This window comes from Streptococcus parasanguinis, from assembly GCF_016648855.1.
GTDB lineage: Bacteria > Bacillota > Bacilli > Lactobacillales > Streptococcaceae > Streptococcus > Streptococcus parasanguinis_L.
Genome location: NZ_JACLQU010000009.1, coordinates 18,958 through 45,285 on the forward strand (window position 1 = coordinate 18,958; position 26,328 = coordinate 45,285).

The 26,328-nt window shown below is 41.0% G+C and carries 24 protein-coding genes and 1 other RNA gene; 4 read left to right on the plus strand and 21 right to left on the minus strand.

All coding sequences use genetic code 11. The annotated features are described in order from the left end of the window. The first annotated feature begins 159 nt into the window (after nucleotides 1-159). Nucleotides 160-642, plus strand: a complete 483-nt coding sequence (locus H7T92_RS06605; protein ID WP_049498849.1) for an S-ribosylhomocysteine lyase — start codon at nucleotides 160-162, stop codon at nucleotides 640-642. A gap of 356 nt (nucleotides 643-998) precedes the next feature. Here the strand turns inward: H7T92_RS06605 and H7T92_RS06610 are convergent, their stop codons facing one another. The 5 genes from H7T92_RS06610 to H7T92_RS06630 form a co-directional block, all read right to left on the minus strand. Next, complete coding sequence (locus H7T92_RS06610) at nucleotides 999-2,432, minus strand: cell division site-positioning protein MapZ family protein (RefSeq protein WP_201037371.1); 1,434 nt, start codon at nucleotides 2,430-2,432, stop codon at nucleotides 999-1,001. Between the two features lie 11 nt (nucleotides 2,433-2,443). Beyond that, nucleotides 2,444-3,601: a THUMP domain-containing class I SAM-dependent RNA methyltransferase gene (locus H7T92_RS06615; RefSeq protein ID WP_201037372.1), complete on the minus strand. Its 1,158-nt coding sequence runs from the start codon at nucleotides 3,599-3,601 to the stop codon at nucleotides 2,444-2,446. A gap of 66 nt (nucleotides 3,602-3,667) precedes the next feature. Further along, nucleotides 3,668-4,033, minus strand: an RNA gene (rnpB, locus tag H7T92_RS06620) — RNase P RNA component class B. A gap of 16 nt (nucleotides 4,034-4,049) precedes the next feature. Then, nucleotides 4,050-4,391 carry a cell division regulator GpsB gene (gpsB, locus tag H7T92_RS06625; RefSeq protein WP_049473359.1) on the minus strand — a complete coding sequence of 114 codons (342 nt, stop codon included), beginning with the start codon at nucleotides 4,389-4,391 and terminating at the stop codon, nucleotides 4,050-4,052. 69 nt (nucleotides 4,392-4,460) lie between these two features. Further along, nucleotides 4,461-4,988 (minus strand): SLOG family protein, encoded by a 528-nt coding sequence (locus tag H7T92_RS06630; RefSeq protein ID WP_201037373.1) that lies wholly within the window; start codon nucleotides 4,986-4,988, stop codon nucleotides 4,461-4,463. 64 nt (nucleotides 4,989-5,052) lie between these two features. Between H7T92_RS06630 and recU the strand changes: the two genes are divergently transcribed. Further along, entirely contained in the window at nucleotides 5,053-5,646 is a 594-nt protein-coding gene (gene recU / locus H7T92_RS06635; RefSeq protein WP_195412123.1) for a Holliday junction resolvase RecU, read from the plus strand. Then, nucleotides 5,647-7,764 carry a penicillin-binding protein PBP1A gene (pbp1a, locus tag H7T92_RS06640; RefSeq protein ID WP_201037374.1) on the plus strand — a complete coding sequence of 706 codons (2,118 nt, stop codon included), beginning with the start codon at nucleotides 5,647-5,649 and terminating at the stop codon, nucleotides 7,762-7,764. It begins immediately after the preceding gene. Nucleotides 7,765-8,196: 432 nt separating this feature from the next. On the opposite strand, the gene pepC is transcribed toward pbp1a, so the two are convergent. From pepC to rsmH, 13 genes are all read right to left on the minus strand, one after another. Continuing rightward, nucleotides 8,197-9,531, minus strand: coding sequence for an aminopeptidase C (gene pepC, locus H7T92_RS06645; RefSeq protein ID WP_009732326.1), 1,335 nt, complete (start codon nucleotides 9,529-9,531; stop codon nucleotides 8,197-8,199). Between the two features lie 67 nt (nucleotides 9,532-9,598). Further along, nucleotides 9,599-10,150: a GNAT family N-acetyltransferase gene (locus H7T92_RS06650; protein WP_031575284.1), complete on the minus strand. Its 552-nt coding sequence runs from the start codon at nucleotides 10,148-10,150 to the stop codon at nucleotides 9,599-9,601. A 209-nt stretch (nucleotides 10,151-10,359) separates the two neighbouring features. After that, nucleotides 10,360-11,184 (minus strand): ammonia-dependent NAD(+) synthetase, encoded by an 825-nt coding sequence (gene nadE / locus H7T92_RS06655; protein WP_201037375.1) that lies wholly within the window; start codon nucleotides 11,182-11,184, stop codon nucleotides 10,360-10,362. Further along, nucleotides 11,181-12,641 carry a nicotinate phosphoribosyltransferase gene (locus tag H7T92_RS06660; RefSeq protein WP_201037376.1) on the minus strand — a complete coding sequence of 487 codons (1,461 nt, stop codon included), beginning with the start codon at nucleotides 12,639-12,641 and terminating at the stop codon, nucleotides 11,181-11,183. The genes nadE and H7T92_RS06660 overlap by 4 nt, the downstream gene beginning before the upstream one ends. 137 nt (nucleotides 12,642-12,778) lie before the next feature. Continuing rightward, on the minus strand, nucleotides 12,779-13,690 hold the full coding sequence (gene trxB, locus H7T92_RS06665) for a thioredoxin-disulfide reductase (protein WP_201037377.1): 912 nt from the start codon (nucleotides 13,688-13,690) through the stop codon (nucleotides 12,779-12,781). Between the two features lie 58 nt (nucleotides 13,691-13,748). Continuing rightward, nucleotides 13,749-13,976, minus strand: coding sequence for a DUF4059 family protein (locus tag H7T92_RS06670; RefSeq protein ID WP_003003995.1), 228 nt, complete (start codon nucleotides 13,974-13,976; stop codon nucleotides 13,749-13,751). An 81-nt stretch (nucleotides 13,977-14,057) separates the two neighbouring features. Continuing rightward, nucleotides 14,058-14,801: an amino acid ABC transporter ATP-binding protein gene (locus H7T92_RS06675; protein ID WP_003003991.1), complete on the minus strand. Its 744-nt coding sequence runs from the start codon at nucleotides 14,799-14,801 to the stop codon at nucleotides 14,058-14,060. Next, nucleotides 14,801-15,601, minus strand: a complete 801-nt coding sequence (locus H7T92_RS06680) for an amino acid ABC transporter permease (RefSeq protein ID WP_003010368.1) — start codon at nucleotides 15,599-15,601, stop codon at nucleotides 14,801-14,803. Before H7T92_RS06680 ends, H7T92_RS06675 begins: the two co-directional genes overlap by 1 nt. Nucleotides 15,602-15,797: 196 nt before the next feature. Next, nucleotides 15,798-17,141 carry a DEAD/DEAH box helicase gene (locus H7T92_RS06685; RefSeq protein ID WP_037608303.1) on the minus strand — a complete coding sequence of 448 codons (1,344 nt, stop codon included), beginning with the start codon at nucleotides 17,139-17,141 and terminating at the stop codon, nucleotides 15,798-15,800. Nucleotides 17,142-17,275: 134 nt separating this feature from the next. After that, the gene (mraY, locus tag H7T92_RS06690; RefSeq protein ID WP_201037378.1) at nucleotides 17,276-18,268 is read right to left on the minus strand and encodes a phospho-N-acetylmuramoyl-pentapeptide-transferase; all 993 of its coding nucleotides are present in this window, start codon (nucleotides 18,266-18,268) and stop codon (nucleotides 17,276-17,278) included. Between the two features lies 1 nt (nucleotide 18,269). Next, nucleotides 18,270-20,552: a penicillin-binding protein PBP2X gene (gene pbp2x, locus H7T92_RS06695; protein WP_201037379.1), complete on the minus strand. Its 2,283-nt coding sequence runs from the start codon at nucleotides 20,550-20,552 to the stop codon at nucleotides 18,270-18,272. Further along, on the minus strand, nucleotides 20,545-20,880 hold the full coding sequence (ftsL, locus tag H7T92_RS06700; protein WP_003010374.1) for a cell division protein FtsL: 336 nt from the start codon (nucleotides 20,878-20,880) through the stop codon (nucleotides 20,545-20,547). Before ftsL ends, pbp2x begins: the two co-directional genes overlap by 8 nt. Before the next feature lie 11 nt (nucleotides 20,881-20,891). Further along, on the minus strand, nucleotides 20,892-21,842 hold the full coding sequence (rsmH, locus tag H7T92_RS06705) for a 16S rRNA (cytosine(1402)-N(4))-methyltransferase RsmH (protein ID WP_003010377.1): 951 nt from the start codon (nucleotides 21,840-21,842) through the stop codon (nucleotides 20,892-20,894). Nucleotides 21,843-21,992: 150 nt separating this feature from the next. Between rsmH and H7T92_RS06710 the strand changes: the two genes are divergently transcribed. Beyond that, nucleotides 21,993-22,172, plus strand: coding sequence for a hypothetical protein (locus H7T92_RS06710; protein WP_070659659.1), 180 nt, complete (start codon nucleotides 21,993-21,995; stop codon nucleotides 22,170-22,172). Between the two features lie 101 nt (nucleotides 22,173-22,273). Here H7T92_RS06710 and H7T92_RS06715 read toward each other — a convergent pair whose 3' ends face one another. From H7T92_RS06715 to glyS, 3 genes are all read right to left on the minus strand, one after another. Then, nucleotides 22,274-23,656: an amino acid permease gene (locus H7T92_RS06715; RefSeq protein WP_049485559.1), complete on the minus strand. Its 1,383-nt coding sequence runs from the start codon at nucleotides 23,654-23,656 to the stop codon at nucleotides 22,274-22,276. A gap of 163 nt (nucleotides 23,657-23,819) precedes the next feature. Further along, complete coding sequence (locus H7T92_RS06720) at nucleotides 23,820-24,077, minus strand: DUF896 family protein (RefSeq protein WP_003010384.1); 258 nt, start codon at nucleotides 24,075-24,077, stop codon at nucleotides 23,820-23,822. Between the two features lie 32 nt (nucleotides 24,078-24,109). Then, entirely contained in the window at nucleotides 24,110-26,146 is a 2,037-nt protein-coding gene (gene glyS, locus H7T92_RS06725) for a glycine--tRNA ligase subunit beta (protein ID WP_201037380.1), read from the minus strand. Nucleotides 26,147-26,328: the final 182 nt, after the last annotated feature.

Below are 26,328 nucleotides of genomic sequence, written 5' to 3' on the forward strand. Positions count from 1 at the left end.
AATCTAAAAAAACAGGAAAAACCTTTTATATTTTTGCTTTACGCTTGTTCTTTTATCGTCTTTTCTTTCATGGAACATCTGTGAGGAATTCATTAATTTCCACTTTGTTGAATCTGCTTTTTTATGCTATAATCAAGAAAAACAAAGAAGGATTTAAGTATGACAAAAGAAGTAATTGTTGAAAGTTTTGAATTGGACCACACAGCTGTGAAGGCTCCCTATGTACGCTTGATTGGGGAAGAAACTGGACCCAAAGGAGACATCATCTCTAACTTTGATATTCGCCTAGTGCAGCCGAATGAAAATGCGATTCCAACGGCAGGGCTTCACACGATCGAGCACCTTCTTGCGATGCTCATTCGCAAACGCATAGATGGTATGATTGACTGTTCCCCATTTGGATGTCGCACCGGTTTTCATATGATCATGTGGGGACAACATTCGAGTACGGAAATTGCTAAAGTAATCAAAGATTCTTTAGAAGAAATTGCATCTGTCAGCACTTGGGAGGATGTCCCAGGCACAACTATTGAGTCTTGTGGAAATTACAAGGACCACAGCCTCTTCTCAGCCAAAGAATGGTGTCGCCTGATTCTAGATCAAGGAATTTCTGACGATCCATTTGAACGTCATATTGTTTAATACGAAAAAGGATGAACCTATGGTTCATCCTAGAATGTAGACAAACTATTTTAAAGTAAAATAAGCTAAGTGATTCTGCAAAAAAATAAAATTGAGTCCCAATTTTTAAATCGATTTAAGAAAATACTGAAACTTTCCGCTGTGAGAAAAGTGTCTGAAACAATAACGTTTCAGACACTCGGAATTATTGAGACCGTAGGCTCAATAATTAGTCATGGAACTTCAAAGAAGTTCGCTGACGTCCGTACTCACCTAAGGAAAGTTTTTAAGATGATTTTGTCTTCAATCTGAGATGAACCTCTGGTTCATCCTTTTTTATTGTCATTTTTCCCAAAAAGGGGATGTCTGATCAAGCATTAATAATCCAGAGCATCTGAATGACCTTTTCCGTTTCCTACGAAATAACCAGTCTTGGCATTGATACTAAAGAGATAGGTTCCATCTGGTTTGAAGAGGTTGTAATAGCCATTACCGTTAATGATATTGACACGCTCTAAAATGTATTGATTGCCAGTGATATGTCCACGTTTACGAGCAATATTCAATACTTTTTCAAGGATCCCATCACCAAATACCCAAGCTGGGTTATTGACATCATTGATAGCTGCTTGGTTATATGGCACACGACTCAAGTTCCGCTGAAGTGGGACACCATCACTTGGAAGACCGTACCTTGAATAGCCTGGACTTGCCGTTCCTGCACTACCTGTAGCAGCACTGACAGCTGGGGCCGTAGGTGTTGCTGCTTGAGCTGGGGCTGGGGTTGCATTAGAAGTATCTGTACCACCTGTTCCAGTCACTGGTGCCGGTGTCGCAACTTGTTGTGAACGTCCTTGCGCAACCGCTTCATTCAATAAGCTATCTAATTTTTCATTGCCTGTCTTTGTTTCTGCAAAGGTCGCATCACTTTTCGCTTTGGCAGTTGCATCAAGAACTCCATCTTTGATGACTGGAGAACTAAATTGAGAATTCACTTTTTGAATAGCAGAAACTTGCTTTACAAGGTCTTCATATTTTGTTTTAGCCGCATTATAATCACTGCTTCCTTCTAATTTGTCCAGCAGTTTCTTCAGATTTTCCAAGTCTCCGAATTTATCATTTTTAAGAGCACTTTTTGATTCATCTACAAAAAAGGCATCGTAGGCTTTGGTAAACTCTTCCAATTTTTGAGCTTGTGTTTCACTGCTACTTGATTTAGAAGTAGAAGATGACTTGCTAGATGAAGACGACACAACAGTTGTACCACCAGATTTTCCACGACTGTGCATCCAGTTATAGGTCACAAAAATGGCCGAACCGACAATCGCAAGACCTAATGCAGAGTATAGAACCGCTTTGATTCGTTTACCAGCATTGCTTGGAGTTTCCTCAGGAAGGTCCTCTGCTTCTACAATTGGTTCGGTTGGTGTTGGTCCAAATTTAATCTTAGCTGGTAATTCTGTTGAGATGGCATCCATTTCAGGCCTTTGTTCCAAGACCGTTTCCGTTACTTCCGGTACTTCCGGTACTTCCACTACTTCAGCAACTTCAGCAACTGTTTCTGCAGCTGCCAACTCTTCAGCCTTAGCCAATTCCTCTTTGGCCAAAATCTTTGTATCGTATTTTTCTGCTTCAATTTCTGCTCGGTGTTGTTTGATGTATTTGTCTAAGACATTATCGCCCTCTGTTACACCTGCTTCAATTTCTTCTGCCTTTCGATTGGCCTGCCCAATCGTCATCTCTTTAGCGTCTTCAAAATCTAAAATTGATTCTGTTTCTTGCTCTAATGGCTTTTTATCCTTCTCTGTCATAAAAATCCTTTCTATGCCTTTATCTGCCTTTTTACACGTTCCCCAAAATATTGGTATAGATCAACTTTAAGGGTTCCGTTATAAAGTTTTCGTTTTTTTTCTGCTTTACTACCGAATTTAGATTCAAAACCTTCATCACTGGTTAAGATAAATTTACTCCAGGTTTTGAGAGGTGCAAATACGTGCCCCATTTCAGTATACAATCTCGTCACGCCTTCATCATCGGATAAGCGTTCTCCATATGGAGGGTTAGAAATAATCACCCCATTGATCTTATCTGAGTGGAGATCTTGGACTCGCATTTGTTTGAAAGTAATGTCATTGCTAACGCCCGCTTTCTGAGCATTTTCTTTAGCAATCTCAACCATCCGTGCATCGATATCGGTTCCCATAATATCCAATTCGATCTCACGATTGATTTTCCTGCTCGCTTCTTGACGAACTTCATGAATCAAGCGATCATCCATCCAGTTCCATTCTTCAAAAGAAAAGGTCCGACGCAATCCAGGTGCCATCTTTCTAGCAATCATCGCCGCCTCAATACAAAACGTACCAGAACCACATGTGGGGTCAATCAAGGGCTTATCTGGATACCAGTTTGACAGCAGAAGGATTGCTGCCGCCATATTTTCCTTAATAGGGGCTCCCCCTTTTTCGGTCCGATAGCCACGTTTGAAGAGGCTACTACCAGTCGTGTCAATCACGACGGTGGCTTGGTCTTTAAGGATCGATACTTCAATCTTGAACTCTGCCCCATTTTCCATCAAGGGAACCCCTTCTGGTCGGGCATAGTGTTTTTGTAACTTTTTAACAACTGCTTTTTTCGAAATGGCCTGAACGCTAGGTTCATTATGCAGTTTTGATTTGACACATTTAGCCTTAGAAATAGGAAAACGTGCTCCTAAAGGCAAATAATTTTCCCAATCCAAAGCAAAGACACCTTGAAAGAGTTCTTCGAAGGTTTTGGCTGGAAAAGTCCCAACCACAATTTTTACTCGATCAGCCGCGCGCAACCAGAGATTGGTCTCTATGATTGCTCGACGGTCTCCTTGAAATCGAACCCGTCCATTTTCGACCTGGCAATCGTAGCCAAGATCGCGTAGTTCTCGACCAACAACTGCCTCTAGACCAGCAGCTACCGTTGCAATCAATTCAAATTGTTTTTTCATCTTATTCCTATCACTTTAAAAAAGGAGGTTGAGATCTCTCTCCACCTCATCAACCTATATGCAATTTTCTATAAGCCATGTTTTGTTCCAGAAATGACTAGGTACCATTTCCTTCGATAATCATCTGTCTACTGTTTCCAGTCAGAATGCTATGTTCGTTTCCACGCATTCCATGCCCCGACCAAAGTTTGGGTTGCTAGCTTGAGGGGTTTACCGCGTTCCACTTTTTAGGTTTCCCTAAAAACTACGTCACTGTGGCACTTTCAGAGCTACTAGAGCTTATCCTTAGACTTAGCTCCTTCACTCGCCGTAACTTGAATACCAAGTCCCTAGGCTTATGGATTCACCTAGCACAAACACTACAGGCATCACAGCCTGTGCTAGCATGGACTTTCCTCATGAGAGCATTCTCCCACGCGATTATCCAAAAATTGCACGATCTATGGGATTAATAATCGCGATCTACGATCTGTTTCCCAAAAACTTCTTTTTCCAAACGATTGAGTCGTTTAAGAATATCAAAGTTCGTCGCTGTTGTCACTTGCGGGAATTCTTGCGTAGCTGTACTAGCAATTGGAGATGTTTGTGGTGTTTCCTGTGCTTTTTGGGCAAGTTCTTCACGAAGGCGTGCGTTTTCTTCACGCAATTCCTTCACCAAAGCAGCATAGGTTTCATAGTCTTTTATAACATCATCCAAAAATTCATTTACTTCATCTTTACTATAACCACGAACTTCTCGTTTGAAATCTTGATCAAAAATATCTTTCGCAGTAAAAATAATACTTGCCATTACTCTCTCCAATCTAGTTCATCATCTCAATTATATAAAAAATTGGTAAGAAAAATCAAGGTATAACACTTAGTTTTCGTAAAAATTTTCAGCAAGTTCATTTAAGTCATCAAAACTTAATTGTTTGATATAAAATAGTTCTTTTTCTTGCATCATTTTGTAAAGATACTTTAAATTGGTTTCATTTTCTGGATCGTAAAAAAGGTAAGCTCCATCCGCATTATCTATCAAAAACTGATTGTATTCTTTTAATTGACCCGGATTGCTATAGTTGGGATAAGCATATTTCACGAAATCCACCTGTTTGAAACGTGCCAACATTTCCTGATTGGCTTCATTCCAATTTTCGCCAACGTTCTCAAATAGAAAGATCGTCGCCATTTGAAAATCGTAATCTTCTTTTAACTCAAAGGCAACTTCTAGTACCCAAGCCTCAAATCCCAAATTACCAGAAAAGACTAGCCATTTCACTCCTTCTTCAAATAGACGACGAAGATCTCTTTCAATGGCTTTTTTGATAATGGTCAGTCGAGGGTCTTTATTGGAAAAGACGCCCACATCAAAACTCTTATAACCTGCAACAAGTATGGTATTCATTTTTTCCTCATTATTCTAATTTATGATATAATAGAGTGATGTAATTGTACCAATAAGGAGAACTATGGTCAACTATCCACATAAAGTAGCCAAAAAAACCTTGGTCTCTACACAAAGGAAACATCCAGTCGACTTTGCGAATCGTGGGATGACATTTGAAAAAATGATCAATGAAAGTAATCAATACTATCTTTCTCGAGGTCTAGCTGTCATCCATAAAAAACCAACACCGATTCAAATCGTGAAAGTGGATTATCCACGTCGCAGTCGGGCAAAAATTGTTGAAGCCTATTTCAGGCAAGCCTCAACGACGGACTATTCTGGAGTATACAAGGGACACTATATCGATTTTGAAGCCAAGGAAACACAGCAAAAGCAATCCATGCCGATGAAAAATTTTCATCAACATCAGATCGATCATATGGAGGCGGTTGTCCAGCAAGGCGGTATCTGTTTCGTTCTCTTGCATTTTGCAAAGTTGAGTGAAACCTACTTACTTCCTGCTCCTGCATTAATTCACTATTACAACATCGATCATGGTAGTAAATCCATGCCCCTCTCCTATATTCAGGAGCACGGCTTTCTAGTAGATAAGAATCGTCTTCCAAGCGTTCCTTATCTTGATATTATCGAACAGAAACTTCTAGGTGGTATTTAAATGAATAAACAAACAGTCATTCAATGGTTGAAATATGTTGCCATCGCAGCCATTTCATTTTTCTTACTTTTATTTGTCCTCGGTGGACTGATATTTGGTTACTATGCTATGAAAGCACCAACCTTGTCTGAAAAAGATTTGGTTGCAACAACATCTAGTAAGATCTATGACAACCAAAATAACTTGATCGCAGATTTGGGGGCTGAGAAACGAATCAATGTCACAGCCAATGAAATCCCTACTGATTTGGTCAATGCTATCGTAGCGATTGAAGACCACCGTTTCTTCAATCACCGTGGGGTCGATATTATTCGGATCGGCGGTTCCTTCCTTCACAACTTGCGAGGAGGAAGTCAAGGTGGGTCAACCTTGACGCAACAATTGATCAAGTTAACCTATTTCTCCACTTCAGCCTCTGACCGTACCCTCTCTCGTAAGATCCAAGAAGCTTGGTTAGCAACTCAGTTGGAAAAGAAAGCAACCAAACAAGAAATCTTGACCTATTACGTTAATAAAGTATTTATGGCGAATGGGAACTATGGAATGCAGACAGCTGCGAAAAGTTATTACGGAAAAGATCTAAAAGATCTTTCGCTCCCTCAATTGGCACTCCTTGCGGGGATGCCCCAAGCACCAAACCAATACGATCCATACTCCCATCCTGAAGCAGCGCAACAGCGCCGAAACTTAGTATTAAAAGAAATGCTCGATATGAAGACCATTTCTAACAAACAATACGAAGCAGCGGTCAATACACCTGTTACAGATGGTCTGCAAAGTCTCAGTTCTTCAAGCAGTTACCCAGCCTATATGGATAATTACCTAAAAGAAGTGATCGAGCAAGTCGAAGAAGAAACGGGCTACAATTTGTTGACAACCGGAATGGATGTCTATACAAACGTGGATACAGAAGCTCAAAAGAAACTATGGGATATCTACAATACAGATGAATATGTCAATTACCCGGATGATGAAATGCAAGTAGCTTCTACCGTTATTGATGTCAATACTGGTAAAGTCATTGCTCAGCTGGGTTCTCGTCACCAATCCAGCAATGTTTCCTTTGGTACAAACCAAGCGGTTGAAACGAACCGTGACTGGGGTTCAACAATGAAACCAATCACAGATTACGCACCAGCTCTTGAACATGAGGAATATACCTCTACAGCAGCTACTACAACAGATGCGCCATACAACTTCCCTCATTCATCAACGCCTGTCTACAACTGGGACCGTTCATACTATGGTAGCATGTCCATTACCTACGCAATTCAACAATCTCGTAACGTGCCTGCGGTGAAGGCCCTGGAAAAAGTTGGTCTTAAACAAGCTAAGAAATTCCTCAATGGATTAGGGATCGATTACCCAGAAATGGTTTACGCCAACGCTATCTCGAGTAACACTAGCGATTCTAGCAACAAATACGGAGCCAGCAGTGAGAAAATGGCAGCTGCCTATGCTGCTTTTGCCAATGGCGGTACCTATTACAAACCGAAATATGTCAGTCGGGTTATCTTTAGCGATGGAACTACTAAAGATTTTGATTCGGAAGGAACCCGCGCGATGAAAGCAACAACTGCCTACATGATGACAGATATGATGAAGACAGTCCTCATGGCTGGTTCTGGTACAAATGCAGCTATTTCAGGAGTCTATCAAGCTGGTAAGACTGGTACGTCAAACTACTCCGATAATGAGTTAAGTAAACTAACTAAAAATTCAAGTTATTCAAGTATCGTAACTCCGGATGAGTTATTCGTAGGATACACACCTGAATATGCTATGGCCGTCTGGACAGGTTATTCCAATCGCTTTACACCAGTATTGGATAATGGAATACAGGTCGCAACGGATGTCTACCGTCAAATGATGCTCTATCTTGCTAATAATAATAACTCTGGTCATACGGATTGGACGCAACCAAGTGGACTGTATCGAAGTGGTTCTTATCTCTACTTAAACAATGGTAAGAACAACTACAATAACTACTACTATGAGCCAAGTTATTCCACTGATCAGTATTCGTATGAAGAACCATCGTCTAGCTCTTCGAACGAAGAAAATCAATCTAAACCATCTGAGCCTTCTTCGCAAGACTCTAACAATCATAACGAATAATAGAATGGAGAAGTCGGGCTTTTGCCCGGCTTTTTTTAAAACAATGGTTAAAAAACCAGAACGAATAAAATCTGATTTATTTAGTTAGACTTCCCAGCTTTTTTATTTTTGAGTATATAAAAAAAAGAGCCTTTCGGCTCTTATTAGAATGTAGACAAACTATTTTAAAGCAAAATAAGTTAAGTGATTCTGCAAAAAACAAAATTGAGTTCCAATATTTAAATCGATTTAAGAAAATACTGAAACTTTCCGCTGTGAGAAAAGTGCTTGAAACGTTATTGTTTCAGGCACTCGGAATTATTGAGACCTTAGACTCAATAATTAGTCATGGAACTTTAAAGAAGTTCGCTGACGTCCGTACTCACCTAAGGAAAGTTTTTAAGATATTTTGTCTTCAATCTGAAAAGAGCCTTTCGGCTCTTTTCTATATCATTATTTTGCTAAAGCTCCCATTGGATCCCACGGTGCTAGGACAATTGGTTCTGCTTCATAGGCTGCTAATTCGTCTGCTGTTAGGAATTCTTTACGAACCACGATTTGATAGGTATATTCATCCATCCAAGCATCAGAAGCCACAAAGTAACCATCTGTACCGACCTTGTCTCCCCATGAATTTTCAACCTTCCATTTACGAGGCTGACCTGCTTCGTCTAAATCAACCCCTGTCAAGACCATAGCGTGTGTCATGAGACTTTCTGCATAGTCCAAGCGACCCGCCTTGTCTTGTGTCAAATGAATGTCCATGCCTGCTTCAAAATCGTAGACATCTGTTGCCAGGATTCCGGCTTTACGGTTGCTGACTTGGCCTACATCTGAACCAAACCAGACAGTTTCTCCTGCTTTCATTTGAGCAATAGCTAATTCTTTCAATCGATCCATTGGAACATTTAGGTAGCGGACTGGACGGCTACCAACCACATTGCCCAGCATATCTACGGTGTAAGATTTTCCATATGGCTTATCTGTAGTTGGGGCATTGATAATGGAGACGTAATCGTCTAATTGAAGGTCTACATATTTTTTGTAGAAGCTTTGTGGAGTTAAGCCACTTTCGGTATGGAATTGGTTGTCCTTATCACGGTATGAAAAGTCAAATTCACGCGGAGGCAATCCTAAAGACATAGCCAAGAAGTTAAAGATTTCTTGCAACAACGCTTGTTTCTTGCTCGCAACTGCCTCACTATCTGCGCCTGAGTGAATCAAGTCACGCAAGATTTGCGCATCTTGACGCAAGAGTTTATTGAGGTAGGTGTTCAATTCCCGGCTATTACTTGAAGAAATCGATTCCGGATAAACTGATTTTGGAACCACTCCGTATTTCTCAAAGAGGGATACCACCATATCCCATTGACCACCATCTTGTTGTGGGGTTTGTAGGAGAAAAGCCACCTTACGGCTGGTCAATTCTTGATCTGCTGTAGCAATCACTTGCTCCAAAAACCAGTTTGATTTTTCATACTTATCCCAAAAGAAAGTATGTGCTTGAGACAATTCAAAATCCTCCAATTGGAAGCTTGAAATCATCTTGTGACGGAAGGTATTTAAAGCCGCAAACATCCAACAACGTCCAGATGCTTTTTGGTTTGTCACCTTATCCTTGGTCAAATCAAGTGAAAAAACTGGTGTATTTTCTACTGCACTCTTGCGCGTTTCAAGCGATGCATGGATCCCATTGTGGGTAACAGCATTTTCAAGAGCCGCATATTTCACATTTGCTTCATAATTAGCATAGAGCTGGTCTGTAAATTCTTTCGTTAATTCTGACATAGCAATCTCCTTTTTTCATTATTTACTATTATAATCCTTTGAGCAGAATCTTCAAGTAAAAATCACCCTATAGAGAGGGATTCTGTTTAGAATAGATGATTTTATCCCCGCAATATCCTTTGCGTTGAATGGCATGAGGGATGGTTTCTACATACTGCATTCCTGCCTTTTCCATGACTTTCCCTGAAGCAGGATTTAAACTGACATAAGTGGCTTTGATTTCTTTAAATCCGACTTTGTTCAATAAGAAATCCAAAACAGCTATGACGGCTTCTGTCATGAATCCCCGCCCCCAGAATTTCTTGCCAAGGATATAACCTAGCTCGCATGATTGACTTTCCTGGTCTTGAGAAACCACACTAATATCTCCAATTACCTGATCCAGTGATGTTTTCAAACAAAGCGCCCATTTATAAGTATCTGGTTTACGATACTGTTCGATCCATCTTTTGATCGATTCTCTGGTTCTCTCAGTAGATGCATGGGCATCCCAAGTGACATATTTCAGGGTTTCAGGATCCGAAGCCCAATTTTCAAACATCGCTGGTGCATCTTCCAAAACGAAAGGCCTCAAGTATAAATGCTCTGTCTCTATGACAAGACTTCCAAGATGATTCATAGATTGTCTCCCTTCATTTTTTCATGCAACTTGAACGTTGCAAGTTGGTTACTTTAATCTAGAAGAAAAGGACGGATGAAATCGCCCTTCTTTTTGATGCTTTTCACAATATTGTATGGTGAGACTACGAAATCGAACTCTGCGAGTTACCGATTTCTGTCTCGTTTTCCTATTTTAAGACTCGGGCTAAAAAGGTCCAGTGGACCTTTTTACTCCCAGAAATGATCAAATACTGTGATTGGCAGGTGGCGTTTGTGTTGGCCTTTGTACCACCATTTTTCAATAGTGGCTTGAGCTTCTGGGCTCACTTGTTTGCCTTCTAGGTAATCATCGATTTCATTATAGGTGACACCCAGCGCTACTTCGTCTGCTATTCCTGGTTTTTCTTCTTCCAAATCTGCAGTTGGGATTTTCTCATAGAGAGCAGGATCAGCTCCCAAGGCTTTAAGCAATTGTTTTCCTTGGCGCTTGTTCAAACGGAAAAGGGGTAAAATATCTGCACCACCATCTCCAAATTTTGTGAAGAAACCTGTAATATTTTCCGCTGCATGGTCCGTCCCAATAACGGCTCCACTCCGCGCACCTGCTAAAGCATACTGAGCAATCATGCGACTGCGAGCCTTAATATTGCCTTTGTTAAAATCAGAAACCTCTGTTCCAGTCGCTTCTACTGCTCGTACCATTTCGTCAGCAGACTCCTTGATATTCACAACCAGGCTAACATCCGGCTGGATAAAGGCCAAAGCTTTTTGTGCATCTGCTTCATCTGTCTGTACCCCATAAGGAAGGCGAACAGCAATAAATTGATAGGAGGCATCTCCTGTCTCTGAGCGCATTTCTTCCATGGCTAATTGAGCTAATCGCCCAGCAAGAGTCGAATCTTGTCCTCCTGAGATCCCTAATACAAATGTTTTCAAGAAGGGATGTTTTTTTAGATATCTTTTTAAGAAATCAACCGAGCGGCGAATCTCTTCCTGAGGATCAATGCTAGGCTTGACACCCAATTGTTGGATAATCTCTTCTTGCAAACTCATTTTGCTTCTCCTTCTCCATTGGCCTTGTTACGCATTTCCTCGATTAGATCCATCTTATCCTGCCAAATATCTTTTGCCAAGTCAACTGGGTAATGCTGTGGATTAAGGACACGCTTGTATTCATCCCACAATTGATCGTAATTTTTACGAGCATATTCTTGAATTTCTGATAATGGTGGTAGTTGATAAACCAATTGCCCCTCTTTAAAAATATCCACTAAAAGAGGAATAGCCTCAAAGTTTCGGACCGTTTTATTAATGTAGGTATAAGTTGGATGGAACATTTTAAGTTCTGTCAGTTGTGAAACATCTACTCCATCATAAGTGATGTAGTCCCCTTCTGACTTACCTTTTTCACGGCTCGTAATCCGCCAGACTTGCTTTTTACCTGGAGTAGAAACTTTCTCTGCATTATTGGAAAGCTTGATGGTATTGATCATCTCTCCTGCTTCGTTTTCAACAGAGACAATTTTGTATACCGCTCCAAGCGCTGGTTGATCGTAAGCTGTAATTAACTTGGTTCCTACACCCCAAACATCAATTTTTGCTTTTTGCATTTTTAAGTTGAGGATAGTATTTTCATCCAAGTCATTAGAAGCGTAGATTTTAGCATTTGTAAACCCAGCCTCATCTAATTGCTGGCGAACCTTTTTAGAAATATAGGCAATATCTCCTGAGTCAATCCGTACGCCTAGGAAATTGATTTCATCTCCCATTTCACGCGCTACCTGAATAGCTGCTGGTACCCCAATACGCAGGGTATCATAGGTATCGACGAGGAAGACACAATCTTTATGGGTTTCCGCATAAGCCTTAAAAGCCTGGTAGTCATTTCCATATACCTGTACAAGAGAATGGGCATGGGTTCCTAATACTGGGATTCCAAAGAGTTTTCCTGCACGAACATTACTAGTCCCATTGGCCCCTCCGATGACTGCTGCACGAGTTCCCCAAATCGCAGCATCCATTTCTTGCGCGCGACGTGTCCCAAATTCCATCAAAGGCTCATCTTCAATGACCGAACGAATGCGTGCAGCCTTTGTGGCTATCAAGGTTTGAAAGTTGACTATATTTAAGAGGGCTGTTTCCACCAATTGACACTGAGCCAGAGGACCTTCGACCTGGACAATTGGTTCATTGGCAAAAACTAAGTCACCTTCTTGAGCCGAGCGTACTGTCAGTTCCAATTTAAGATCACGGAGATATTCCAAGAAGGCTCCATGATAACCAAGTGACTCTAAATAGGCAATATCGCTCTCAGAAAAACTCAAGTTTTCCAAATATTTCACAATTCGCTCTAAGCCAGCAAATACAGCATAGCCGTTTTTAAAAGGCTGTTGACGAAAATACACTTCAAATACAGCATGTTTATTGTGGATACCTTGATCAAAATAGACCTGCATCATGTTGATTTGGTATAAATCAGTATGCAAGGTTAAACTGTCATCTGGATACATATGAATACCTCTTTTTTTAGATTTGTTCTATGAATTCCTACCATAAAATTAGTACCATTATAGCACATTTCAGCCCCATTGAATACTGAAAGGAAAGCACAAAAAAAATCTGAGACAGGAAGCTCAGATTTTTTGGATTAAAAGTTTTCTGTGATATATTTATAAACTTCTTGGCCAGCAATCGCACCGTCTCCGACGGCTGTCGTCACTTGACGCAAATCTTTTTGACGAACATCGCCAACTGCAAAAATACCTGGGACTGTGGTTCTCATATGATCATCCGTGACCACCCAGCCATTTTCATCTAAAATACCAAGTTCTGTCGCAAATTCACTGACAGGATCTAAACCGACATAGATAAAGACACCTCCGAAGGCCTGCTCTCTAACCTCTCCTGTCTTCACATCTTTTAAAAGGACAGACGTTACTTTTTGTTCCCCCTTAATTTCTTCAACAACTGTATTCCAAGCAAAGTGAATTTTATCATTGGCAAAGGCACGGTCTTGAAGAACTTTTTGGGCACGCAATTGATCACGACGATGAGCAATGGTCACTGTTTTTGCAAACTGAGTCAAAAAGACAGCTTCTTCTACTGCTGAATCGCCACCACCAACGACCAAGAGATCCTCATCTCTAAAGAAAGCTCCATCACAAACAGCACAGTAGGAAACCCCTCTACTATTCAATTCCTCTTCACCAGGGACATTTAATAAACGGTGGTTGGAACCTGTTGCAATCACAATAGTTTTAGCTTCAAATTCTCCGTCATCTGTGACAATCTTTTTGGTTGCTCCGAGGTCTTCGATGCGCTCTACCTGACCAAACAAATGTTCCACGCCAAGATTTTCTAAAGGCTCAAACATTTTTTCAGCCAAGTCTGGGCCACTAATATTCGCATAGCCAGGATAGTTTTCAATGTCAGACGTATTGTTCATTTGACCGCCTGGAATTCCTCTCTCAATTAATGCGACTTTTAAATTGCTTCGTGCTGCATAAAGGGCAGCAGTCATCCCTGCAGGACCTGCTCCAATAATCACTGTATCAAACATACTCAACCTCTTTCTGTTTTGTTGTAACCATTATAATTCTAACACGGTCTTTTTGCAATTATCGTGCTTGAAAGATAAACAAAATCCCTATGACCGCAAAGGTTAAAATAGGAATCGTCATGATATCAATTAAGAGGATATCATACAAATGGGCTTGTCGTTGCTTGGCTGTTTTATCTTTCTTCTTAAGGGCACGGTAGCCAATCCAAATACAAGAAGCGATCCCAACTAAAATCGTTGTCGTCACTAAACTTTGTAAATATAAGGACAATAATTTATTTAACATCACGACTCCAAATATTTTTACATTTTCAGAAAACAAACCCAGCTAGCATCGCCAGCTGAGTCTTACCTCTTCTCTATTATATCAAACATAGGTCCGTTTGTAACTAGCAAAGAATTCTTTTGTCCGTTCTTCTTTTGGATGTTGCATGATTTCCTCTGGTGTTCCAGATTCAATAATCCGTCCTTTATCCAAAAATAGGACCTTATCTGCTACTTGCGCTACAAAAGACATATCATGGCTGACCAGTACCATGGTTTGTCCCGATTTTGCCGCATTGGCAATGGATTTTTCAACTTCTCCAACCAATTCTGGATCCAAGGCTGAAGTCGGTTCATCCAGCAAAAGAACCTCTGGTTTCATGGCCAAGGCACGAGCCAAAGCCACCCGTTGTTTTTGTCCACCTGAGAGGTGACGAGGATAGTGATTTTCACGATCCGATAAGCCGACTTTTGCCAGTTCTTCTCGAGCAATTTTCGTTGCTTCTTGATCGGATAAGCCCTTCACAACAATGAGCCCTTCTTTCACATTTTCAAGGGCTGTTTTTCTACCAAATAAATTAAACTGTTGGAACACCATGGCCAATTTTCTTCTTAAGGTTAAGATTTGATCTTGGGTAATGTGCTCAAAATCAACTTCGAAATCATCAATCTTAATTCTACCACTGTCTGGAGCTTCCAAATAGTTTAAACTGCGTAAGAAGGTTGATTTACCAGCTCCCGAAGACCCGATTAAGGCCACGACTTCCCCTTTTTGAATTTCCAAACTTAGATTATTTAAAACCTTTTGACCTGAAAATGTCTTTGATAATTCTGAAATATAAATCATTAGATCCGGACCTCCTGATCTGGTAAATCAATTGCTACGGGAGTCTCAATATCCAGTCGACGTTCAATGTGACGGCCTAGTATTTCAATGAGAATGTTCACAATCCAGTAAACAATCGATACCGTGATAAAGCGTTCAAAGTACTTCAAATCGCTCCCCCCAACAATCCGTGCTTGGGCAAAAATTTCAACCACACTGGCACTAAAGGCTAGCGAGGTCCCCTTGGTCAAGCCAATGAGAGAATTGATTAAGGTTGGAGTTGCAACGACTGCTGCATTGGGAATAATAATCCGTCGATAAACTTGACGGTTGGTCATCCCAAGACTACGTGCTGCCTCAATTTCACCAGGGTCCACTGATAAAATAGCTGCCCGGATGGTCTCACTCGCATAAGCCGCCTCATTAAAGGCAAGAGCCACAATTGCGAACAGCTCAGCTGGAATAGCATTAATGTTAAAAGCTGTTCCATAAGACTGATTGATCGCTTTTAAAATAAGAGGAATCCCATAATAGGTCAACATCAGCTGAACCAACAAAGGAGTCCCACGTAAAAAACTGACAAAAACAGCTTGAATCGGGTAAAGAATTCGTACACGATTAATTTTGACCAGAGCAAAAATCATAGCAAAAACAATCCCAAAAAATGCGCCTCCTAGGGCTAATAAAATCGTCACAGGCAATTTTCCTATGACTGCCGGAAATGCATCCAATACGGCTCTCAAACTAAACAGCTTGCTATCTGGAACGTGTTTTAAAAAGTCAGCATACCAGTTGGCAGCTAAAAGATTAGTTGTAAACATTTTTGTTACTTCCTTTCTCAAACATAAACATTCTATCACATTCACTATCGGAATTCCAAAAATTGCTACAGAAATAGAAAAATGATAGACTACTCAAATTTAGTCTATCATAATTTTAGACAAGTTCCTAATAGATTTTCTTTATGGAGTTCATAAAGAAAATTTATGTTTTGTTCTGAACATTTGAAACAAGGGATTAGAAAGTTTGGCGTTTGGCCTTTCGTTCCGCCCGACCACGCGCACGGTTTTCAGCTCGCTTAGCTTTTCTCCTCTTTTCATCAACTGCCCATTTGATTTTTTTCTTGTAGCCTGGTTTGATTTTTTTCTTTTTCTTCTTCACCAGACCAATCATTTCGATATCGAGTTTCTCTTGCTTTTTCTCACGATTGGCCCGTCTATCCCGATCATAAGTATCTTCAATAACCCCATTTTTCAACACTTTCGGTACGAAACGAATTCCCATTTTTTCTAGTTCACGGATATCTGAATCATCACTCGGTTGATAAAGAGTAATAGCGACACCTGGTAGACCATTGCGCCCTGTCCGACCGACACGGTGGACAAAGAAAGAAAGATCTTGTGGAATAGCATCGTTGATGACATGACTCACCCCTTCGATATCAATTCCACGAGCCGCTAAATCTGTGGCCACAATATACTCAAAATCAAGATTTTTAACCTGATTCATGATCCGTTTCCGTTCACGTGGTGGGATATCTCCGTGAATCTTTGCCACTTTCAATCCCTGAGCCACCAAATAGGCATGGAGATCATCTGCTCTCGTTTTGGTATTAACGAAAATCATGGCCAAATAAGGTTGCAAGGTCTTGGTCAATTGGTAAATTTGCTCATTTTTATCCCGACCCTTGGTGGAAACCAGCCAATTATCGATGGTATCTGAAATCACCGTCTTAGTCTTAATTTGCTCCATGACTGGGTTTGAGAGATATTTTTTCAAGAAAGGCTGCAATTTTTGCGGAATGGTGGCTGAAAAAACTAAAAATTGCAGTTGTTGCGGAAGACTTGAAGCAATCTTATCCACAGTAGACAAGAATCCCATGTCCAGTGTCATATCTGCCTCATCCACCACAAAAGTATGGGCCTTATGAATAGCCAGATCACCCGATGCAACCAGATCATAAATCCGGCCTGGAGTTCCAATCACGATATGTGGTTGTTTGACCTGGAGTTTTTCAATCTGACGGCTTTTATCCGTTCCTCCAACATAATTTACAATCCGAATCTCTTTTTCAGAATGACTAGCGATTTGACGAGCAGCTTGGTAAATTTGCGTCGCCAACTCCCGACTAGGAGCCGTGATGACCGCTTCTACTTGTTGGCTGTCTTCATTTAAGGTTTGAAAAATCGGCAAGAGGAAAGTATGGGTTTTCCCAGAACCTGTCTTTGACTCTCCTACCAAATCATTTCCAGCTAGGACAATCGGAATTAGTTTTTCCTGTACTTCGGTTGCTTCTCTAAAATTGATTTCTTTCAGTGCCTCTTGAATATAGGGCTTAAAATTAAACTCTGTAAATTTCATTTTCTCAGTTCCTTTCATGATCTCTATTATTATATCAGAAAAGCTGTCTTCTTGCCTCTCTTATGGGTCATTTTTCCTAACCAGCGAAGTCTCTCTGAGTCAGCAAAAAAACGATGGGCAAGCCCACCGTCGTTTTATAGGTAGAGAAGGACTAGAGTCACGACACTTGTCACCAAGGCAATGCTCCACATAAAGGCATCCACTTTCCATTCTGACCAGTTTTGCCCATTGCCAGAAAGGCCACCCAGTTCTAAATGATGGTGGAAAGGAGTCATTCGGAAAATCCGACGTCCTTCCCCGTAACGTTTCTTGGTCCATTTGAAATAGGTCACTTGTAGCATCACTGAACCTGTTTCAATGACATAGACCAGACCAATCAAGAGCAGCGTCCACTCGACATGCAAAGCCATTGACAAGGCTGCAAGCATCCCTCCAAGAGCTAGACTACCGACATCTCCCATAAAGATTTTAGCTGGCTTGTGGTTGAAGACAAAAAATCCTAGCAAGGCCCCAATCATACTCAAGGTGACAAAGAGAATGTCCCATTTCCCTTGCATATAGGCAATAAAGGAATAGGCACTCAGGCTAATGGCAACGGAGATGCTGGCTAATCCATCAATCCCATCTGTCAAATTGACAGCATTTGAAAAACCAACCAACCAAAATAAAGCAAAGAGAATGTAGAAATGGCCCAAGTAAAGTTCATATCCGAAAACATTCAAAAGGCTTCCTGCACCGTGGCGTTCAGAAAAAATATAGAAGATGATTCCACCAACAAGTTGAAGGGCCAATTTTTGTTTTGGGTTAAGACCTTCATTAATCTTACGAAAAACTTTTAAAAAGTCATCCAAAAATCCAACAATTCCATAAAGAATCAAGATAAATAGAATCAGTTGAACAGAGCGCGTGAAATTTCCAGTCAATACGGTAACGACAAAACTAACTAGAACGGCTGTAATGAGAAATACAACTCCACCCATTGTCGGAGTGCCAGCTTTCGCTTTGTGTTGTTTCACATCTTCATGCATTTGTTGCCCAGAAATATGAGCACGATGGTAAAATCGAATAAAGGCTGGAATAGCAGCCACTGTTAATAGAAACGATACAAGGATCGTAGCAATATACATCTTAGTCTCCTAATGTTAACGTAATCTTTTTAGTTTTATTAAGTGAGGTGTTCATTTTGACACTTTGTTTGGTTACTTTCTTTCCACTACCTTTATAGGTAATCTCAATTCCAGTCCATTCTCCAAAGATGTCCGCATTTTTCTTTGTCCAACCGTACATATCTGGAACCGCATCAAAGTCTTCTGTCAATAACAATACTTGCTGATTGGCTTTGACTTTAGAGCCTACATCCACAGACATCTTGCGGATATTTTTCCCGGTTCCTAGGACAATTGGTTGCACCAAATTGCGACGCAATTCCTCTGAATAAGCACCTGGGCTCAGATTTTGTTTCAGATTCAACTCCTTAGAGAGAGTTTCTACTGAAGGGATTTTGTAGGTCGTTTCTTTGGTCACATCATCCAAAGTTGGTGCCTCTGATGTTAGATGCAATTCGTCTTTTAAAGCAACTGCATCTTCCAAAATAGGATTGACCAGCTCTTCCCAGCTGGTGAATGAGAATTTCACTTCTGGTTGTTGGACCGTCACATACATGATGAATTCAGGATCTTCTGCAGGTGTCATGGCTACAACCGAGTAGATATAATCATTTTCTCCTTGCAAGTATCCTTGATCTGTCGCCATTTGGGCAGTCCCTGATTTCACCGCAACGTTTTGACCGGGTACCTGAATGATGGGTCCATCACTGTACAAGGTTCCATACTCTGGATCTGTTCCGACGGTGATCATATAGTTCCGTGTCTGTTGTGCAGCTGATCCTGAAACTGGTTTTCCAACAACTTCTTTTTTTGATTTGCGGGCTGTGTCTGATTTTTTATCGTAAATAGCACTAATAAACTTCGGCTCCAACATTTGTCCATCATTAGCGATGGCACTAAAGGCCCGTAACATTTGGGTTTGACTGACGGAAATCCCTTGACCGAAGGAAGACATGGCCTGACTGACATAGTTATCCCCTGGAAGACCCCCGTAAGCTTCATTTCCCATTCCAAAACGGGTCGGAAGACCGAATTTAAAGCGGGTTAGGTAGTCCATCCAGACAGCATTTCCCATCTTTTGCTCCAAGCGGGTCATCCCCACGTTACTTGAGTAAGCAAAGCCTTGTGCGATATTCATATAGCGACCTTCAGACAGTCCCATATTGACATCCCAGTCACGGATGGTCGCATCTTTTACTTGTAGTTCGTTACTGTAGTATACTTCATTATAGGCTGGGAAGGTTCCATGATCAATCGCCGAAGCTAATAACATGACCTTCATCGTTGAACCCGGTTCATATTGATCTTGATAAAGGATGGTATTCCAGGTTTTCAAGTTTTTCAGATCCAACCCTTGTTTGGTATCCGCATTATAGGTTGGACGTTGCGTTGTCGCTAGGATCTCTCCAGTTTTTGCACTCACAAGAGTCGCACTAACATACTTTCCTTTTACTTTTTCTTGGAAAACATCCATTCGCGTCTCAAGGTAGGTTTGTAATTCTGCTGAAATGGTCGTATAGACATCTTTTCCATCTTCTGTTTTGACAGAAACCTTATCTGAACCAGGAACGATATTGCCGTTTCGGTCTTTGTCATAGGTGATAACCCCATTTTGACCAGCGAGAATACGATCGAGGGATTTCTCCATCCCTGATTGCCCCTTCAGAGTTTTATTACCCTCTTTATCTTCTTGAAGAGAGGCCTGGCCTATAAATTGAGAGGCAAAAACTCCGTTTTTATAGCTCCGATTTGGACTAGTTGTAAAAGCAACCCCCTCAATCTTCGCTGCTTCCATAGCATCACGGATAGCTGTCATAGTACTATAAGTGATGCCGTTTCCGTTCGCCCCAAAAGAAACCTGTTTCAATTTCTTTTGCGACAACTGTTGAATAACGTAATCCTCATCCATCCCTAAGTACTGCTTCAAGATTTCTGCTACTTTTTTAAATTGGCTCTCTTCTACATAGAGGATTTTCCCGGTTGCTGATTTGTACTTTTTATCAATAACGGCATAAACGTTATAGGTCGTAGCATCTTCAGCAATTACTGCTCCATTTCGGTCATAGATCGTTCCACGTTTTGCAGGAACAATAACCGTCTGCTCATGGACTTTTTTTGCTTGATCCGATAAGGTCACACCGAATTTTTTGTCAGTCCCAATAATCATTGCAAAATTAATCAGAAAGAGAAAAAAGAGGAAAATCGCCAGTACACTGAGATTTTTCCCAACTTGTTTTCGATTCTGATCCGGCAAGCGACGTTTCTTTATCGAATACCTGATTAAAAATTTTTTAAATTTATTCATCACTACTTGCACTCACTGTTTTTCGATTTTCTTTTTGCAGCTTCATTCCTTGGGAGCTAGCCAACTGTGATAAGCGGTCATAACGTGTTAATTCATTGACCTCTTGACGAACATCTGCCAATTCCGTCTTTTTGGCTTCTAGTTCCGTATTCAAATCAGTCAACTCACTCTGTACTTGTAAAATTCGTGTCTGCATAAAGACGATACTAATGGCTAAAATCACAGCTGTTAAGACAATCGACCCATAAAAAGCCTTTTCTACTCTAGAGAAACGGCGAAAGTGGTCTTGCAATACCTGTGTTCTTGTTCTCTCATCTCTTGCTGCCATATCAATTCCTCTTACTTGTGTATTTTTCGAGCAACCCGTAATTTTGCTGAATGAGATCGATTATTTTCCTCAAGCTCTTCTTCACTTGGCAAAATAGGTTTCCGGTTGACTAACTCCATCTTTGGTTTCAAATCATCTGGAATAAAGGGAAGCCCCTTTGGAACCTCAACCGTCGAAGCTTCTTTAAACAATTGTTTGGTCAATCGATCCTCTAACGAATGAAAGGTAATCACAGAAATACGACCATCGAGGGCCAACAAATCCATGGCTTGCTGAATCGATTCATCCGCCGCTCCCAGTTCATCATTGACTTCGATACGAATGGCTTGGAAGATCTGTTTAGCAGGATGACCCTTTTTCTTGAGCTCCTTAGCTGGTTTAGCAGATTTAATAATCTCTGCTAATTCCGTTGTCGTTTCAATCGGTTTAATTGCTCGTGCTTGCTCAATTTTCCGCGCAATTTGCTTGGAAAATTTGTCCTCTCCATATTTGAAAAAAATACGGACTAGATCATGGTAATCGTAGCTATTTACGACCTCATAGGCTGTCAAGGAAGCTTCTTGATTCATCCGCATGTCTAACGGCGCATCTTTCTTGTAAGAAAATCCGCGTTCCCGTTCGTCTAACTGAGGACTAGAGACACCTAGATCATAACAGATTCCATCAATTTCAGTCACACCCAATTCGTTTAGACGTTCCTTTAAATGACGAAAGTTATCCTTAATGAAGGTCACCATGCCTTTCTCGATGAATGGAGCTAAACGAATCTTAGCATTCTCAATTGCATGCTGATCTTGGTCAAAGGCATAAAGATGGCCCGATTCATTTAATTTTGTTAACAAATATTCGCTGTGGCCTGCTCCACCCAATGTGGCGTCTACATAGATCCCATCTGGCTTAACATCCAGCATATCGATCGTTTCATGAAGCAAAACCGTTACATGATGAAATTCTTTACTCATATCTTTACTATTTTACCACAAATGGGTCCAAGATGCACTCCTGAAAGAAAATTCACTAACTAATCTTATCTGACCTTTTTGGATCCTACAAAATACCTAGAAAGGCTTGATTTCACTTGTTTCCTCTAGGATTTATGATACAATATTCTTATGAAAATAAGAAAACAGATTCTCATCCCACTTTTATTGGTCGATGCTATCGCTCTCTACTTTTTTCTAACCACTATTGAGGCTTGGATTTTTTGGCTTGCTGCCCTGATCCTAGTCGGCTCACTTTGGTGGCTCAAAAAAGCAATTCAAGGACAAAAAACAGAGATGGAAGAAAACTAATTTCTCCCACCTCTGTTTTTCTTTTAACCACTCCAAGAAACCCCTAAAAAAGCAAATAGCTCTGAAATAATAAAAACTCACCTAAGGGTGAGTTTTGCAGTTTATTTACTATGTTTCCAATTGCTGTAAATTCCAAAGAGGATGATCCAGATGGTTGCTCCAATCGCTCCAATGTATGTTGATTCTTGCAAGAAGAGACAAACGAATACGAAGAGGAAGAAAACAATGGTCAATGGATTCAACACTTTATAGGCTGGCATGACAAAACCATCTGGCATAAATTCTTTCGATTTACGGTACTTAAGATGGGCAAGCATAGTCAAAATGTAAATAGCAATGTAGACACCAGAAGAAGATGCCGTAATCAAGGCAAAAGCATCTGAGACACCTGGCAAGACATTGATAAAGGCTGAAACAGCAACCACAATCGCAGAAAAAATAATCGCGCGACTTGGAATCCCCATACGAGATAAGCTATTCAGTTTCAAACGATTCATCACTTTACTGTTTGGTGTTTCCTTTGCAATCTGGTACAAGTGACGCCCTGTTGAATAGAGGGTAGAATTCAAGGAAGATGCAGCAGCTGTCAGTACGACAAAATTAATCAATCCTGCTGCCCACTTGATTCCTACCATCTGAAAGACCGTTACAAACGGTGACTTATTGACAGGAAGCTGTTGCCAAGGGAAAATAGCCATAATCGCTAACAAAGCCCCTACATAAAAAATTACAATTCGGATTGGAATTTCTTTAATAGCTTTTGGCAATACTTGGCGAGGATTAGCTGTTTCAGAAGTGGTAATCCCAACAAACTCAATCGCTTGATAAGCAAAGAAGACCATTTGGAAGGCCATGACGAACTTGACCCAACCATTTGGAAACATTTGAAAACCACTAGTAATATTAGTTAAACTAGCGTGTCCAGCTGGTGTTTCAAAGTTCGTCGTCACCATAAAGATCCCTGTTGCGATCAGGGCTAAAATCGTGACAATCTTGATCATTCCAAACCAGAATTCAACCTCTCCAAAAACCTTCACAGCGATCAAGTTTACACAACTTAAAAGCGCTAAAAAGATAATTTGAATCTGCCAGGCTGGCCAATTTGGAAACCAAAGCTGGACATAGTTGGAAACAGCCGTGATCTCTGCCATTCCCAAAAATACCAAGGAGACCCAATAGGACCATCCTGAAAAATAACCCCAACCTTTTCCTAGATACTTGGTGATAAAGTTGATAAAGGTGTGTTGATCAGGGTCCATATAAAGCATCTCTCCGATCGCCCGCATCATCAAGTACATGAAGGCGCCAGTCAGCATATAGACTAAAATAATAGAGGGACCTGTCAAAGAAAGGGAACGACCGGCTCCAAGAAAGAGTCCTGTCCCGATGGTTCCTGCAATAGCGATCAGCTGAACATGCCGATTTTGCAGACCACGAACCATCCCATTTTCGTTTTCTTCACCAGGATGATGTTTTTTTGACATATGATTACTCCAATTCTTTTTCTGTACATTTTCAGAAAAGTATACTTCAAATTTTCACACAATCTACTATACCATGTTTTTAAAAATTGGTCAATCTGGTCCAGAATATTCTGAATTTTAAAGATACAAAAGAGTGCTGGAGTCTATTCCAGCACTCTTTTGATTATGAATTAGGATCATCGAGACTACGGCCATGCAAACCTTTTTCCCGTTGCACTTGCCGTAGTTTCTCAGGTGTTACATCGTTACCTTCTTCATCCACAATTTTGATACCTTCAATGTGGTGACGAACGGAGCGACGATAACCTTCAATGTATTCTTCACGAAGTTTTGCTTGTTCCACTGTTTCTTCTGGAGTCAAACCTTCTGTTTTTTTCTTTTTAGCCAGCTCATTGATTCGAGCGATTTTTTCAGGTGTCATAATAAGACCTACTTTCTACCTGTTATCAGTAATTATTTTGTGTTCAATTGGTTGAAGGCTGCAACAGCGTTGGCTTTCGCTACAAGGCCTGCAAGAAGGGCCAAACGGTTGTTTTTAACAGCCTCATCTTCTGCCATAACCATGGTATTGTCAAAGAAAGCATCAATGACTGGGCTAAGAGCAAAGAGTTGAGCCAATTTGTCGCTAGCTGAACCGGTCAATTCAAGTTCTTCAATTGCTTTAGCAAGAGCTTTTTCTTGATCATTTTCAAAGAGACTAGCATCTACTGCTACTGAAGCATTTGCTTTTTCTGCCAAGTTGAAAGCACGTGAGAGGGATTCAACAGCTGCCTTATAACCATCGGTCTTCGCAGCTTCTGAAAGAGCTTCAGCTGCTTCCAGCATATCAGCCACGACAAAGTTTGAACCAGTAAGAACAGCGTCTTTGATATCTTTTGGTGTGCGTCCCATCATCTTGTCCACACGCGCCTTGATGAAGTTGAGCACTTCTGCTTGATTGTCATAGGAAAGGCTATCAAATGAAAGTCCGTAAAGGCTATCAATCAACTCATCCATCGGAATATGCCAGCCAAAGGCATCCAAGATTCGAACAATCCCTTGTGTTGCACGACGAAGCGCATAAGGGTCATTGGAACCTGATGGAATCAAGCCAACTGAGAAGAAGGAAAGGAGGGTATCCAATTTATCTGCAAGGGCAAGGATAGCACCAACCTTAGTCTCTGGAAGGGCTCCGTCTGCTGAATCAGGAAGGTAGTGCTCACGGATAGCTATCGCTACCGCAGCATCTTCACCAGCGAGGAGGGCGTATTTTTCACCCATGATTCCTTGCAATTCATCGAACTCTCCGACCATACCCGTCAAGAGGTCAAATTTGTAAATTTCAGCTGCACGAGCGACAGCTGCCGTTTCTTCAGCAGTCAAACCAGCTTGCTCAGCCAATGACGCTGCAATAACACCCGCACGGGCCATGTGTTCTGAAAGAGAACCGATTTTTTCATGGAAGGTTACATTCGCCAATTTAGCAACCAGATCTTCAATCTTGAGTTTTTGGTCTTCACGCCAGAAGAATTCACCGTCTTCAAGACGTGCCACCAATACTTTTTCATTTCCTCGAACGACATTTTCCAAGTGCTCAGCGTTCCCATTACGAACTGAGATGAAGTTTGGTTTCAGCTGACCATCAAGGTCACGTACAACAAAGTAACGTTGGTGCGTTTCCATTGAGGTCACCAAAACTTCTTCTGGAACATCCAAATATTTAGTGTCAAAACTTCCCATAAAGGCAGTTGGGTATTCGACCAAGTTCAAGACTTCGTTCAAAAGTCCTTCTTCGATTTGAACTTGAACACCTTGTTCTGCTTCGATGGCCTTGATTTGCTCACGGATCATGTTTTCACGTTCTTTGCTATCCGCAATCACGTAAACCGTGCGAAGGTCTTCTTCATAAGAATCCGCATTGGTAATTTCCACTTCATGTCCAAGGAAACGGTGGCCACGACTAACACGACCTGACTGGATATCCAAGAAATCAAGGACAAGCGCTTCGTCGCCCAAAAGAACGATCAAGGTGTGAACTGGGCGAATGTATTCAAATGTGTTGTTAGCCCAGTGCATGCTAACAGGGAAGGTCAATGAAGCAAGCACTTCTGGAACGCCAGCCAAGACTTCTTTGGCAGGTTTTCCAGCTTCGTGTTTCGTGACATAAACGTACTCTTCACCCTTGACTTCACGAAATTCGATATCATCAACGGTCAAGCCTTTTCCACGAACGAATCCTTGAGCCGCTTTTGAGAAGTTTCCGTCTGCATCCAAGGCGATTTTCTTAGAAGGTCCTTTAAAATCTTCGGTCAAATCCGATTGTTGATCCGCCAAACCAATCACACGTACAGCCAAACGGCGTGGCGTTGAGAAGGTTTGAATGCTTTCGTATGAAAGACGGTTGTCATCCAAGAAGGCTGCCATTTTCTCACCGAGTTGTTTTTCACTTGGTGTGACAACGTAGGCTGGCAACTCTTCAAGTCCAAGTTCTACTAATAAGTTTTTTGTCATGTTTTTTCCTTTACAAAATTCTTCTTTTTGATAGGCACCTTAGGTACTGGGGACGTCGCTAACTAACTTTGTGAGACTGTTGGAAATCTTCTGTCTCCTTGACATCGATTTCCAACAGTCTCATCAAAGTGGATTTAGCCAACTGATTTTTGAACCTAACGTTTCAAAAATCCCCATATAGC

What these genes read in the sequence shown, in the direction of transcription:
- H7T92_RS06605 (WP_049498849.1), top strand. Translation starts at nt 160, where the DNA reads ATGACAAAAGAAGTAATTGTTGAAAGTTTTGAATTGGACCACACAGCT.
- H7T92_RS06610 (WP_201037371.1), bottom strand. Translation starts at nt 2,432, where the DNA reads ATGACAGAGAAGGATAAAAAGCCATTAGAGCAAGAAACAGAATCAATT.
- H7T92_RS06615 (WP_201037372.1), bottom strand. Translation starts at nt 3,601, where the DNA reads ATGAAAAAACAATTTGAATTGATTGCAACGGTAGCTGCTGGTCTAGAG.
- gpsB (WP_049473359.1), bottom strand. Translation starts at nt 4,391, where the DNA reads ATGGCAAGTATTATTTTTACTGCGAAAGATATTTTTGATCAAGATTTC.
- H7T92_RS06630 (WP_201037373.1), bottom strand. Translation starts at nt 4,988, where the DNA reads ATGAATACCATACTTGTTGCAGGTTATAAGAGTTTTGATGTGGGCGTC.
- recU (WP_195412123.1), top strand. Translation starts at nt 5,053, where the DNA reads ATGGTCAACTATCCACATAAAGTAGCCAAAAAAACCTTGGTCTCTACA.
- pbp1a (WP_201037374.1), top strand. Translation starts at nt 5,647, where the DNA reads ATGAATAAACAAACAGTCATTCAATGGTTGAAATATGTTGCCATCGCA.
- pepC (WP_009732326.1), bottom strand. Translation starts at nt 9,531, where the DNA reads ATGTCAGAATTAACGAAAGAATTTACAGACCAGCTCTATGCTAATTAT.
- H7T92_RS06650 (WP_031575284.1), bottom strand. Translation starts at nt 10,150, where the DNA reads ATGAATCATCTTGGAAGTCTTGTCATAGAGACAGAGCATTTATACTTG.
- nadE (WP_201037375.1), bottom strand. Translation starts at nt 11,184, where the DNA reads ATGAGTTTGCAAGAAGAGATTATCCAACAATTGGGTGTCAAGCCTAGC.
- H7T92_RS06660 (WP_201037376.1), bottom strand. Translation starts at nt 12,641, where the DNA reads ATGTATCCAGATGACAGTTTAACCTTGCATACTGATTTATACCAAATC.
- trxB (WP_201037377.1), bottom strand. Translation starts at nt 13,690, where the DNA reads ATGTTTGATACAGTGATTATTGGAGCAGGTCCTGCAGGGATGACTGCT.
- H7T92_RS06670 (WP_003003995.1), bottom strand. Translation starts at nt 13,976, where the DNA reads ATGTTAAATAAATTATTGTCCTTATATTTACAAAGTTTAGTGACGACA.
- H7T92_RS06675 (WP_003003991.1), bottom strand. Translation starts at nt 14,801, where the DNA reads ATGATTTATATTTCAGAATTATCAAAGACATTTTCAGGTCAAAAGGTT.
- H7T92_RS06680 (WP_003010368.1), bottom strand. Translation starts at nt 15,601, where the DNA reads ATGTTTACAACTAATCTTTTAGCTGCCAACTGGTATGCTGACTTTTTA.
- H7T92_RS06685 (WP_037608303.1), bottom strand. Translation starts at nt 17,141, where the DNA reads ATGAAATTTACAGAGTTTAATTTTAAGCCCTATATTCAAGAGGCACTG.
- mraY (WP_201037378.1), bottom strand. Translation starts at nt 18,268, where the DNA reads ATGTATATTGCTACGATCCTTGTATCGTTTCTATTAACAGTGGCTGCT.
- pbp2x (WP_201037379.1), bottom strand. Translation starts at nt 20,552, where the DNA reads ATGAATAAATTTAAAAAATTTTTAATCAGGTATTCGATAAAGAAACGT.
- ftsL (WP_003010374.1), bottom strand. Translation starts at nt 20,880, where the DNA reads ATGGCAGCAAGAGATGAGAGAACAAGAACACAGGTATTGCAAGACCAC.
- rsmH (WP_003010377.1), bottom strand. Translation starts at nt 21,842, where the DNA reads ATGAGTAAAGAATTTCATCATGTAACGGTTTTGCTTCATGAAACGATC.
- H7T92_RS06710 (WP_070659659.1), top strand. Translation starts at nt 21,993, where the DNA reads ATGAAAATAAGAAAACAGATTCTCATCCCACTTTTATTGGTCGATGCT.
- H7T92_RS06715 (WP_049485559.1), bottom strand. Translation starts at nt 23,656, where the DNA reads ATGTCAAAAAAACATCATCCTGGTGAAGAAAACGAAAATGGGATGGTT.
- H7T92_RS06720 (WP_003010384.1), bottom strand. Translation starts at nt 24,077, where the DNA reads ATGACACCTGAAAAAATCGCTCGAATCAATGAGCTGGCTAAAAAGAAA.
- glyS (WP_201037380.1), bottom strand. Translation starts at nt 26,146, where the DNA reads ATGACAAAAAACTTATTAGTAGAACTTGGACTTGAAGAGTTGCCAGCC.